The 12,778-nt window shown below is 35.1% G+C and carries 14 protein-coding genes; 9 read left to right on the top strand and 5 right to left on the bottom strand.

The window, feature by feature from the left end; genetic code table 11:
• Positions 1-62 precede the first annotated feature (62 nt).
• From ACPX19_RS01615 to ACPX19_RS01635, 5 genes are read left to right on the top strand one after another with little or no spacing between them, the layout of a single operon-like run.
• Positions 63-1,034, top strand: a complete 972-nt coding sequence (locus tag ACPX19_RS01615; RefSeq protein ID WP_426431068.1) for a peptidoglycan DD-metalloendopeptidase family protein — start codon at positions 63-65, stop codon at positions 1,032-1,034.
• 1 nt (position 1,035) lies between these two features.
• Positions 1,036-1,365, top strand: a complete 330-nt coding sequence (locus ACPX19_RS01620) for a MerR family transcriptional regulator (RefSeq protein WP_426431069.1) — start codon at positions 1,036-1,038, stop codon at positions 1,363-1,365.
• A gap of 11 nt (positions 1,366-1,376) precedes the next feature.
• The gene (locus ACPX19_RS01625) at positions 1,377-1,973 is read left to right on the top strand and encodes a LemA family protein (protein WP_426431070.1); all 597 of its coding nucleotides are present in this window, start codon (positions 1,377-1,379) and stop codon (positions 1,971-1,973) included.
• A gap of 12 nt (positions 1,974-1,985) precedes the next feature.
• A complete protein-coding gene (locus ACPX19_RS01630) occupies positions 1,986-2,423 on the top strand; it encodes a TPM domain-containing protein (RefSeq protein ID WP_426431071.1) in 438 nt (145 codons plus the stop codon).
• Positions 2,423-3,265: a TPM domain-containing protein gene (locus tag ACPX19_RS01635; RefSeq protein WP_426431072.1), complete on the top strand. Its 843-nt coding sequence runs from the start codon at positions 2,423-2,425 to the stop codon at positions 3,263-3,265. Before ACPX19_RS01630 ends, ACPX19_RS01635 begins: the two co-directional genes overlap by 1 nt.
• 48 nt (positions 3,266-3,313) lie before the next feature.
• Here ACPX19_RS01635 and ACPX19_RS01640 read toward each other — a convergent pair whose 3' ends face one another.
• The 4 genes from ACPX19_RS01640 to der all read right to left on the bottom strand — a co-directional run bounded on the left by ACPX19_RS01640 (position 3,314) and on the right by der (position 7,867).
• Entirely contained in the window at positions 3,314-3,514 is a 201-nt protein-coding gene (locus ACPX19_RS01640; protein WP_426431073.1) for a helix-turn-helix transcriptional regulator, read from the bottom strand.
• The gene (locus tag ACPX19_RS01645) at positions 3,511-3,972 is read right to left on the bottom strand and encodes a hypothetical protein (RefSeq protein WP_426431074.1); all 462 of its coding nucleotides are present in this window, start codon (positions 3,970-3,972) and stop codon (positions 3,511-3,513) included. Before ACPX19_RS01645 ends, ACPX19_RS01640 begins: the two co-directional genes overlap by 4 nt.
• Positions 3,973-4,111: 139 nt before the next feature.
• Complete coding sequence (locus ACPX19_RS01650) at positions 4,112-6,547, bottom strand: T9SS type B sorting domain-containing protein (protein WP_426431075.1); 2,436 nt, start codon at positions 6,545-6,547, stop codon at positions 4,112-4,114.
• A gap of 15 nt (positions 6,548-6,562) precedes the next feature.
• A complete protein-coding gene (gene der / locus ACPX19_RS01655; protein WP_426431076.1) occupies positions 6,563-7,867 on the bottom strand; it encodes a ribosome biogenesis GTPase Der in 1,305 nt (434 codons plus the stop codon).
• A gap of 118 nt (positions 7,868-7,985) precedes the next feature.
• Between der and ACPX19_RS01660 the strand changes: the two genes are divergently transcribed.
• Positions 7,986-8,504, top strand: coding sequence for a GTP-binding protein (locus ACPX19_RS01660; RefSeq protein WP_426431077.1), 519 nt, complete (start codon positions 7,986-7,988; stop codon positions 8,502-8,504).
• A gap of 131 nt (positions 8,505-8,635) precedes the next feature.
• Complete coding sequence (locus ACPX19_RS01665; RefSeq protein ID WP_426431078.1) at positions 8,636-9,166, top strand: hypothetical protein; 531 nt, start codon at positions 8,636-8,638, stop codon at positions 9,164-9,166.
• 66 nt (positions 9,167-9,232) lie between these two features.
• Here the strand turns inward: ACPX19_RS01665 and era are convergent, their stop codons facing one another.
• Positions 9,233-10,114 carry a GTPase Era gene (era, locus tag ACPX19_RS01670; RefSeq protein WP_426431079.1) on the bottom strand — a complete coding sequence of 294 codons (882 nt, stop codon included), beginning with the start codon at positions 10,112-10,114 and terminating at the stop codon, positions 9,233-9,235.
• A gap of 142 nt (positions 10,115-10,256) precedes the next feature.
• Here era and ACPX19_RS01675 point away from each other — a divergent pair, with 142 nt between their 5' ends.
• Positions 10,257-11,924, top strand: coding sequence for a formate--tetrahydrofolate ligase (locus ACPX19_RS01675; RefSeq protein ID WP_426431080.1), 1,668 nt, complete (start codon positions 10,257-10,259; stop codon positions 11,922-11,924).
• Between the two features lie 65 nt (positions 11,925-11,989).
• Positions 11,990-12,748, top strand: coding sequence for a hypothetical protein (locus tag ACPX19_RS01680; protein WP_426431081.1), 759 nt, complete (start codon positions 11,990-11,992; stop codon positions 12,746-12,748).
• The last annotated feature ends 30 nt before the right edge of the window (positions 12,749-12,778 follow it).

Here is a 12,778-nt window from a genome sequence, read left to right on the forward strand (position 1 = left end):
TTCACAAAATTTGTAGAACACATAAAGTGCATTAATGCTGCAAAAATAGTATAAATTAGAACATGGCTAAGGTAAAATATTATTATGATGCTGAGACGCTTTCTTACCGAAAGATAAAGCGAAAAAAACGCACAACATTTAAGTATGCTTTTGTCTTTTTAGTCGCTGCTGCACTTTTTGCATTTTTATTTGTTTTTATAGCTGGTCAGTACATAGAGTCTCCTAAAGAGCGTCAATTAGCTAGAGAATTACAAAACATGCAATTGCAATATGAACTGCTAAATAAGCGCATGGATGATGCTATTGCAGCTCTAGAAAATGTTGAAGAACGTGATAATGCTATATATCGCTTGTATTTTGAAGCTAATCCAATTCCAGAAGAACAAAGACGTGCCGGTTTTGGTGGTGTAAACAGATACAAGAAATTTGAAGGCTTTGACAATTCTCAGCTTATAGCAGAAAGCAATAAACGTTTAGACATTTTAGAAAAAGCAATTGTAGTGCAGTCTAAGTCGTTAGATGAAATTGCCAAACTTGCTAAAGACAAAGAGAAATTTTTAGAAGCTATACCTGCCATACAACCTGTAAGAAACGAAAATCTTACGCGTATGGCATCTGGTTATGGCTACCGAACAGATCCATTTACAAAGGCCAGAAAGTTTCATTTCGGCATGGATTTTACAGCACCTAGAGGTACACCTGTATATGCTACCGGAAATGGTATTGTAAAACGTGCTGACAATACAGCTTCTGGTTATGGCAAACATATCCGAATAGATCATGGTTATGGCTATGTATCTTTATATGCCCATTTATATAAATACAATGTACGTGTAAACCAACGTGTAAAACGTGGAGATTTAATTGGGTATGTTGGTAGTACGGGACGTTCAGAAGCTCCACATTTGCATTATGAGGTGTTTAAAGATGATGAGCGTATAAATCCTATTAACTTCTACTATGGCAACTTATCTGCTTTAGAGTTTAATGAGTTGCTCAGAAAAGCTTCTTTAGAAAACCAATCCCTCGATTAATATGCATGTAGATTTACCAGAAAAACGCTATTACGGCATTGGCGAAGTTGCCAAGGCTTTTAAAGTTAATGCATCTTTGATTCGTTTTTGGGAAAAGGAATTTGATATAATCAAACCTAAAAAAAATGCCAAGGGTAATAGAAAATTTACACCAGAGGATATAAAAAACCTTAAATTCATTTATCATTTGGTGAAAGAAAGGGGGTTTACGCTTGATGGTGCAAAAACTCATTTGAAAGAGGAGAAAAAACAATCGCTAGAGAAATTTGAAATTATTGAGAAGCTGGAAAGCATAAAAGCACAGCTTATTAAAATAAAAACACAACTTTAAACTTATCAATTATGAAAAAATGGTTAATCCCTCTAATTGTTATTGCAGTAATAGGGTTTGGTATCTACCAATGGGCAGTCGGCATTAACAACAAATCTGTAGAATTAGAGGCTAATGCTAAAACAGCTTGGTCTAATGTAGAAAGTACATATCAAAGAAGAAATGACCTTTATAGTACAGTAATTAAAACTGTACAAGGTGCTGCTGATTTTGAGAGAAAAACATTGAATGAAGTTATTGAAGCTAGGTCTAAAGCAACTTCCGTAAATCTTAATATTGATGATCTAACACCTGAAAATTTAGAAAAATTTCAACAAGCTCAAAGTCAATTAAGCGGATCATTTAGCAGATTAATTGCTTCTTTTGAGCGCTATCCAGACTTAAAGGCTTCTCAACAATTTAGAGATTTTCAAGCGCAACAAGAGGGTACCGAAAACAGAATTAACATTGCAAGAGACCGCTATAATGAAGCTGTAAATGCGTATGATATTTACACCACAAAATTCCCTAACAAACTTTTAGCTAGCTTGTTTGGTTTCAAAGAAATGGCGAGATATAAAGCAGATCCTGGAAGTGAAAAAGTTCCAGATGTAGAATTCAACTTTTAACCATACTACATTATGCCATATATTGAAGATTTCCTAACTGAAAGAGAAGAACAGGAAATCATTGAAGCCATTCGTATAGCAGAACGTGAAACTTCTGGTGAAATCCGTGTACATATAGAACAAAAGTGTAACATGGATATCTATGAACATGCGTTAGAAGTTTTTCATTATCTAAAAATGGATAACACAAAACAGCAAAATGGCGTGCTCATATATGTGGCAATAGACAATAAAGGTTTTGTTATCTATGGGGACAAAGGCATTAACGATATTGTTGGGTCTGATTTCTGGAATTCGACCAGAGATAAAATAGCTTTTCAATTTAAAAACAGCAATTTTAAACAAGGTCTTATTGATGGTGTTAAGGAAGCTGGTAAAGTCCTTGCTCAATATTTCCCTTGGGAACATGGAGACCATAACGAATTAGACAATTCTATTTCTAAAGGATAATGCAAAAGCTAAAAAACATATCATTAAAGTATATAATTGCATCGTTTTTCCTTCTATGTATATCTTCAGCGTACTCTCAATTTAAAATCCCACCAAAACCTTCTGATGCTAAACAGCATTTTGTTTACGATTATTCTAATTTATTATCTAAACAAGATAGCTCAGCACTTAATTTAAAGCTAAGAAAATACGCAGACACAACTTCAACACAAATTGTAGTCGCCATTATCAATTCTACTGAAGGGGAATACATTAATTATCTTGGTGCACAATGGGGAGAAAAATGGGGAATTGGGCAAGAAAAAGAAGATAATGGTGTACTTATCCTTTTAGCTAAAAACGATCGAAAAATAGCCATTAATACAGGTAAAGGTGTAGAACACCTACTCACTGACGCTTTGAGTAAACGCATCATTGACAGGGAAATCATTCCCTACTTTAAACGCAATGATTACTATGGCGGGCTCAACAGAGGTGTTGATGTTATTTTTGAAGTTATGCAAGGCGAATACAAAGGCACAAGAAAAAACAGTAATGGAGAATTTCCTGTAGCACTCTTTTTTGTACTACTTGTCTTTTTTATCATTTTCATCATAGCCATTTCTAAAACACGTGGTGGAGGACGTGGTGGCAACAAGGGCAACAGAAAAGGTGATGATGCAAGAAGCATCCTCGAAGCCATAATACTTAGTAATATGGGACGTGGAAGCTACTCTAGAGGTTCATCTGGTGGTGGGATATTTGGTGGCTCTTCGTCTGGTGGTAGTTTTGGAGGCGGAGGCTTTGGTGGTGGCTTCGGAGGTGGAAGCTTTGGTGGCGGTGGTGCATCTGGTGGATGGTAATTTTTATATGCCATAGCCTTTGAAGATATCCACTTTTTACTCTTAAAATTAATCTTCTGCTTCTAAAGAGAATAATTTTTCAACAGACATTTTAAACAATCTAGCCATTTTAAGGGCCAATAATGTTGAAGGTATGTACTTTCCTTTTTCGATAGCATTTATGGATTGCCTACTTACACCAATTTTCTCGGCTAAGTCAGCCTGAGTTAAATTATGCCTTGCACGCTCAATTTTAATATTATTCTTCATGATCTGTACTTAAGAAAATTAAATCTGAAAATGAAGAATAGCAAAGGCGTAAACATATTATATACCAATACATTAAAAAAAGTGAGCTCGTATATAAACAAAATTGTAAAAGTTAGGATAATATAATTGAGAATAATTGCCCAGACCAAGGAATCGTTTCTTAGTTTGAATATAAATTCATCTTCAACCCTTTCCTTAGTGAAACCAACTATAAGTCCACCAAATATAATACTAAGGGCAATTATTTCATCTAATATACTGTTATTCTCAATGATCTTAAAAAAGCCACCATCTTCATCAAGAAACCCATCTCCATTGTAAATTGCAAATACATCTACTTTCAAAAGATCAGATTCAAAATCTTGGTTCAAAAACAATAAACCAGAAACAATACCTATAATCAATACAAACCAACCTATGATTTTATACTTGTGCGGTAAAAGATAATTTGTTTTCATACTATTAATTTAAAAAGTTACGCCAACAAATATATATTATTTTTTACAAAAAGTAAACTAAACTTTACTTTTTGTAAAAAATAATTTCTTTTAACTCTCTTAAATTGTATATGTTCTGGATTAGAGCAGCTTATATTATTTAGCGCTTTAAAGCAAAGTGTCCCTTAAAAGTTCTACCATCAGCTAATTCTGCCTCAAACCAATAGTCATCAGACGGTAACAATTTTCCATTATAATTACCGTCCCATTGTGAATTTGACTGGTTTAGAACTGTGATAAGTTTACCGAATCGATTGAAAATTTTAACAGTCGTAGTTACTGGAATTTGTGAAGAAAATCCACTAACCTGCCAAGTATCGTTTATAGTATCACCATTTGGTGTAAAAAATTTCGGAAAACCTAAGACTGAAATATCTTCGGAAACAATACCACAGTCAGCTTTTATATCTTTTACATACACCGTATGCACACCTGCAGAAACATCTTCAAAAGTGTTTGAATCTTGATATGGTCCATTTTCATTATCTAAGGCATAGACATATTCACCTTCACCAGAAACTAAAACACTAATGGTATTGTTATCTGAAATATTCGTAATCTCTATATTTTCAAATGTTGCAGTACTAGATGGCAGTACCCTAATAGTTCTTCTATTGATGCAACCAGCTGGTCTAGTTACTAATACTTCATAATCTCCTAATTCATTGACGTCAATATTTATTGTGGTTTCTCCAGTAGACCACTCGTAAGCATAATTATTTGGTATATCCTCTACAATTCCGCCAGAAATAGCAATTGTTTCTGGGAAGGTATTAAGACAATAATAGACCTCTTCAAACTGGTTGACATTGGGTAAATCTTTGACGGTGAGATTCACTTCACTTATAGCGTAACAGATGTCTTCAATATCTACTCTAGCATATATGGTTTGACTGTAAGCCACTTCATTAAAATAGTCATTGACAATTTCATTAACTTTTAGAAGAGCATCGTTATAAGTTTCATAATATCCAATAGTTGCGTTAACAGGGGAATTTTCTAAAATCTGACCATCTGCTTCTGTTAAATCAAAAAAAGTAAAGCCGTCAACTATAAAATCATCACAAACTTCCAAATGCGCTACACTTCCCATTGATGTATTCACTTGTAACGTCACCTCTGAAGTACTAAAACAACCTGAGAACGCATCAAAAACCTTAGCGTAAATTATTTGATTATTTGAAGTGTTTGTGTAATCGCTACTATTAATGGGGATATTTAAATCTTCATCTAGAAAAAAAGTAATATCCCAAATGGGTACTACCTGACCTTGCGCATTTCTTACGATATCGTCTGTATAATTATTGAAATTAAAATTAGATATTCCATCAGAAATTTCATCATCACATTGTATTATGGTAATGTCATTTGCTATGGGTGATTGATAGACATTAACCGTTACCGGAATCCTTAAACCATCTGTACAACCTTCAAACAACGGAAGTATATAATAGGTTGTATTGGCATCGATGTAGTTCTCAAAAGTAATTCCTGTGTTAATAACATCTTGGGAAGTATCAGAACTGTACCATAAAACCTCATCGGTATTTGTGGTTAAACTAATTTGCGCCAAACCTTCATCACATAAGCTATTGGTAATAATTGAGGTCTTTGGCATTGTTATCACCGAACTACCAGAAACACTAATATTAGGGTCACCTTCAAGACCACCAAACTCAACGATGTAGCCTTGAGGGTGGTATGGGCTATCTGACTCGAGCGCTCCGGTCACAGGCAAATCATTCCAAGATCCCAAAATTCCAATATCCGGATCTGTGATATGAGCATAATTTTCACCACCACAACAGTTGTTAGGTTCACCATTATTCCAAAAAGCAAACATACCATCTGGCGCACTTCCATTAGCTGTACCATTCCAGAAAACTTGTCCTGCCTCTGGTCCAGTTTCCCATCTCCATACTCCTTCTACCCCTTGATCCGTCCCACCTATCCATCCTGTACCTTGAGCTTGCTCGCCTGTTAATTGCACTTCTTCATCGGTTGTTATAGTCGCTAAATAGCCTTGCAAGCCGAAATACGTTTGCTCTGAGGCTGCAATTCTGGCTTCTTCCCATGTAATACCGACATCTTCAACATAAATATAATAATGCCCTGTTGCGGGTAAATAATTAGCCTGACCTAGGTTTACTGAGAAAAATTTATCTTGTGTAAAATTATTTTCAGATGTCTGAAAACGGACATCCATGATAGCGTTTTCAAATTCAGAAAAACTCGCAGGACCCGTTAAAGTCAATAAACCTTCTCCTATTGACCAAGATGCCGAAATTGTTGGATGGTCTCCAGTTAAGAAAAGCTCATCAGATCCTAAACTATAGCCCATTGATATTTGGATAAATACCGTTTGTAAGATTCCTTCACCACTACTTATACTAATATCTGTAAGAATAGGCATTGGTGCGTCTCCACAATACAACTGGTCACCCTCTACAATAACCTGTGGAGGGCTTTGAGCGATACTGTTAAAACAAATAGTAGAGCACAATAACAATATGATGTATCGTGAAAACTTTATCATAGCCCAATAAAGATACTATTTTTTGCGCATGTAGACGCTTACGGGTACTCCAGTAAAATCAAAATGATCCCTTAGTTGGTTTTCTAAAAAACGTCTATATGGATCCTTAACGTATTGTGGTAAATTACAGAAAAATGCAAATTGTGGTTGTGGAGTTGGCAACTGCATGATGTACTTTATCTTTACATATTTTCCTTTATATGCTGGTGGAGGATTGTGCTCTATAATTGGCAATAGTGTTTCGTTTAGCACACTAGTTTTAATGCGTTTGGTTCTATTATTATAAACTTCAACCGCTGTTTCTATAGCCTTGAATATTCTTTGCTTATTCAATACAGAAATAAAAACGATTGGTACATCTGTAAATGGAGCTATTTCTTTTCTTATTTGTTTCTCAAATTCCTTAGCTGTTTTATTATCTTTTTCAACCAAGTCCCATTTATTCACAAGAATTACAATCCCTTTTCTGTTGCGCTCAGCTAACCAAAATATATTTTGTACTTGTCCATCAAATCCTCGTGTTGCATCCAAAACCAATAAACAAACATCGCAATGCTCAATGGCCCTTATACTTCGCATTACCGAGTAAAACTCTAAATCTTCCTTAACTTTAGATTTACGACGAATACCTGCGGTATCTACTAAATTAAACTCAAATCCAAAACGACTGTATTTAGTATCTATGGAATCTCTAGTGGTTCCTGCAATATCAGTTACGATATAACGATCTTCTCCTATTAAAGCATTGATAAATGACGATTTACCAGCATTTGGACGACCGACCACGGCAAATCTTGGCAATTCTTCCTCCTCAACATCTTCTTTTTCTGGTAAGGCTTCTACAATAGCATCTAACAAGTCTCCTGTTCCACTACCATTAATGCTAGCAATAGTAAAATACTCTCCTAAACCTAGTGAATAAAATTCTACAGCATCTTCTGCTCGTTTATTGTTATCTACTTTATTTACAACAAGAAAAACAGGTTTTTCAACTTTTCTAAGTAAGTTGGCGACATCCTCGTCCATTCCTGTAACTCCTGCTTCTACATCGACCATAAAGATGATGGCATCTGCTTCATCTATAGCCAATTCTACTTGCCTATCGATTTCAGCTTCAAAAATATCGTCGCTTCCAACCACATAGCCACCTGTATCTATAATTGAAAACTCTCTCCCGTTCCAATCCGTTTTTCCATAATGACGGTCTCTGGTAACACCACTCACGGCATCAACAATAGCTTCTCGTCTTTTAATAAGACGATTAAAAAATGTTGATTTACCCACATTTGGTCGTCCTACTATAGCAACAATATTTCCCATAAGTTATAATTTATTCTGCATTACATATCCTGTAAGCGGTAGCAAAAGTACATGAATTTTAATTTAAGCCTTGAGTTTCATTAAGAAAATATGTAAATTAGATTAATATCATTTTGAAATGGAACTCTCTAACGAAATTGTTTTAAGACCTCGTTTTAAATTCAATGTTAATCAATGCAATGAAAGCTTGCTTTCATTATTTGAAACCACAAGCAAAAACCAGTCTGACTTTATTGTAACCCGTGTTGATGATCATGTATTTATAAAAATACCCAAGGCCAAGCAGCATTTTTGGTCACCACAATTGCATCTTGAAATTAATGAAGATTATGACAATAAACAGCTGAGTACTATTTATGGTCTCTTTGGACCAAACCCTACGGTTTGGACCATGTTTATGTTTCTTCATTTTGCCGTAGCCGGATTTTTTATTGGCTTTGGGATTTGGGCTTATGTAAACTGGTCTTTGGGTAACGATTATGCCATTCAATTATTTGTAACTTTATTAATGATTGTTGTTTGGTTTGCCCTTTATTTTAGCGGCAGACTTGGCAAAAAAGCGGGTATGGAGCAAATGCATCAACTACACCACTTTATGAGGGATACTCTAAGAAGCAAAGACATTCACGCCATTTAAAAATGATTTACTACAAAGATTTAGGGTTAGACTGAAACTCATATTAAACAATCTCAAATATTTATTGAACACTGACATAAGTCAGTGAATTAGTATGGACACTTAAGTAATTTTGAGGTAAAATAATTCTCATGACACGTACTTTAGTTGCTTTACTACTCATTTTATGTTTTTTGTCCTTTAGCTATGCTCAAGAGCATAATATTTCTGAATTTGAGAATAAAGAACCAAGGCATAGAGCAGCTTTCATTTTAGGACATTCATTCATCTCATTAGATAATAAGGAGATATTGGCCATACCGACTTTTGGTTTAGATTATGAATATTGGATTAGTGATAAATGGGGCATTGGAATTTTTAGTGATTTAGAGCTTATTTCAAAAGAAGTTAGTCCAACTGTTAACGATGTTAATATTGAAAGAGAATATCCGTTGGTGGTAACATTAGATGTGTTGTGGAGTCCCATTAAACATTGGGAATTTGTTATTGGACCTGGTTTTATTTCGGAAAAGGGTGAAACAGAGCCTTTAGTAAGAATAGGTGCGGAACGTGATCTAGAATTAGGACATCATTGGGATGTACCTATAACTCTTTTTTATGACAAAAAGTTTGATGGAAACTACGCTATTTCTATTGGTATAGGTATTGCCAAAAGATTTTAGATTGTCTCTCATTTAGAATACGGAATAACCTCATATAAAGCCAAGAAATAGAGCGGTTGATTGATTTTATTTCTGGTTATAGCCAAAACGTTTTAATTGGCTCTGATTTGACCTCCAATTTTTATTGACTTTAACGTACAATTCTAAATGGATTTGCTTACCAAAAAACTTTTCTAGATCTTTTCTGGCTTCTACACCTACGCGCTTTAAAGCCGCACCCTTGTGACCAATAATAATCCCTTTTTGGGTATCGCGTTCTACCATAATGACAGAACGAATTCTAATGATCTTTTCTTCTTCAAAAAACTCTTCGGTATCCACCTCAACCGAATATGGGATTTCCTTTTTATAGTGCAGTAATATCTTTTCGCGAATAGCTTCGTTAACAAAAAAACGTTCTGGTTTATCTGTTAGCTGATCTTTAGGATAAAATGGCGGAGACTCTGGCAATAACTCTACAATTCTCTGAAATACATTTTTAACATTGAAACCGTTAAGAGCAGAAATTGGATAAAATTCGGCATTAGGCACCTTGCTTTGCCATAGCTCTGCTTGCGCTTCTAACTCCTCTTGATTAGAATTATCTATTTTATTCAGCAGTAATAAAACTGGAATTTTAGAATTAGTAATCTTCTTAAAAAAGGCATCATCTTTAAGTTCCTTCTCTCCGATTTCAACCATATAAACCAGTACGTCAGCATCTTCAAAAGCAGACTTTACAAAATCCATCATTGATTCTTGCAACTCGTAGGCTGGTTTTATGATTCCAGGTGTATCACTTAGCACCATTTGAAAATCCTCACCATTTACAATACCAAGAATTCGGTGCCTTGTCGTTTGTGCTTTTGAGGTTATGATGGATAGCTTTTCACCAACAAAAGCATTCATCAATGTAGATTTACCCACATTAGGATTACCAATAATATTTACAAAACCAGCTTTGTGCATGAATTAAAGTTTTGACAAAGTTACAACCTTTAAGTTTATAAGTTTTAGAATTGATAACCTGATTTAATCACATGACAAAAATCACCATTTATCTAATTTCAATGGTCTAAATTTGAATTTGTATTAATTCATCTTAAAAATTATGACCGATCTTCAGATAGCCAAAAAAGTAAAACTAAAACCCATAACCAAAATTGCAGAAAAGTTTGGAGTTGATCCAAACTATATCGAAATGTATGGTAATGACAAAGCCAAGATTCCGCTGTCTTTTATCAATCGCAATAAAGCCAAGAAAAGCAATCTTATATTGGTTTCTGCAATATCTCCTACTCCGGCTGGCGAAGGTAAAACCACCATTTCCATAGGATTATCCGAAGCCCTAAATCAACTAAATAAAAAAACAACCGTTGTTTTGAGAGAACCTTCTTTGGGTCCTGTGTTTGGTATAAAAGGTGGTGCAACAGGTGGTGGTTATTCACAAGTTTTACCTTTAGAAGATATTAACTTGCACTTTACGGGAGATTTTTCAGCCATTGAAAAAGCACATAATCTTTTGGCTGCCGTTATAGACAATAACATACAAAGCAAGACCAATTCCCTTGGTCTGGACCCAAGAACTATTACTTGGAAACGTGTCATCGACATGAATGATAGAGCCCTAAGACGTATCATTGTTGGTTTGGGTGGCACCACTTCCGGAATACCGAGAGAAACAGGTTTTGATATTACAGCCGCTTCTGAAATCATGGCAATTTTATGTATTTCAAAAGATTTGAGTGATCTTAAAAAGCGACTTGGAAATATCTTCGTAGGTTATACTTTTTCAAAACAGCCTATTTATGCCAGAGACTTAAAAGTGGCAGGCGCTATGGCAACATTATTGAAGCATGCCATAAAGCCCAATTTGGCACAAACCATAGAAGGTAACCCAGCTATAATTCATGGTGGTCCGTTTGCCAATATTGCTCAAGGCACCAACTCTGTCATCGGTACTTTAATGGGCATGACCTTTTCTGATTATACTGTTACTGAAGCTGGTTTTGGTTTTGACTTAGGTGCGGAGAAATTCTTTGATATCAAATGTCAGAGTGCCAACATTTCTCCAAAAGCAGTGGTATTAACTACAACAATCCGTGCGCTCAAATACCATGGTGGCGCAGATTTAAAAACTTTGGATGTTCCTAATATAGAAGCCTTAAGACAAGGCCTCCCTAATTTGGAAAAACATCTTGAAAATATTAAGCAATTTGGAGTAATGCCAATCATTGCAATCAATAAATTTAAATCGGATACCAAGGAAGAAATTCAACTTATAAAAGACTTAGCTAAAATCAAAAACATCAGAATCGCAGTAGCTGATGTTTGGGCCAAAGGTGGTAAAGGCGCCTTAAAACTTGCCGAACATGTCATTGAAGTTGCAGAATCTAGTCAGGCGAAATTTAAACCGCTTTATGATTGGAATATGGACATTGAAACCAAAATTGAAACCATTGCTCAAAAAATATATGGTGCAGAGCATGTTGATTATAACTCCAATGCCAAACGCCAATTAAAACAAATTAAAGAACTTGGATTAGATAATCTCCCAATATGTGTTGCGAAAACCCAAAAATCATTGTCCGATAATCCTAAATTATTGGGTAGACCCAAGGATTTTATAATTACTGTACGTGAGATAGAAATTGCATCTGGCGCAGGATTTTTAATACCAATTACTGGTGAAATCATGCGTATGCCAGGTTTGCCAACCCATCCTGCATCTGAAGGCATTGATATTAGTGATAGCGGTGAAATTAGTGGATTGTTTTAAGTATTATTTGATGACATTTTAAGGAAATATCGATAAGTATGAAATGAACTAAAAAACCATTTCTTATGAAACGCTTTAACACCTTAATCTTTTTAACTTTTGCAATTATTCTTACTGCCTGCTCCTCAGATAATGAAGACAATACTCAAAATATCTCCAACCGTGAATCTTCTTGTATCAATGCTATAGGTTACACAGGATTATATTGGGATTTTGCTAATGCTAGACCAACTGGTTTATCGCAAGTACCTGTAATTCAAAATCCAGGTCAACAGTTTATTCATAGTCTTCAACCACTTTTAGGATTTACAATCCCGCAAGGCTTTACAGCTTTTGAAATCACTGAACCACAAACACAAACCATTGGTGTTAATGTGTTTAGGAATGATAATGAAGTTCTTTTTCGGTGGATACCGAGCAGCTCTGTAATTGGACAACAAATTCCATCTCAAAACTTCATGGCTAACGAAATTAATACCATGTTCAATTTTTATGGTTTTAATGGTACACCAGAGGTTCTGTGTTCAGAATTTAAACAGCAGGTTTTTGCCACGATTCCGATGGAGTTTAATGCCAGATTACTACGCTTTAATGGTCGCATAGCCCAAGTTTGGGTGATTACAACCTATGCAGCAAGCTCTACCTATGTTACAGTATCGGTGGTTACAGCGCCAGAAACTGAATACGATGCCCAAGTTGCCAATACATTTTTACCAATCAATTTTCAACTTTATGTAAATGAAAGTGGTGGTATTGTAGATAACGATATGGACGGTTTCGATATTCTGAGAGATCCAGACGATAATGATCCTAACGTGCCGTAAATCTAAAACACTAAACTCAATAAAAACTAT

The sequence above is a fragment of the Winogradskyella sp. HB-48 genome (assembly GCF_049942685.1).
In the GTDB taxonomy this organism is placed as follows: domain Bacteria; phylum Bacteroidota; class Bacteroidia; order Flavobacteriales; family Flavobacteriaceae; genus Winogradskyella.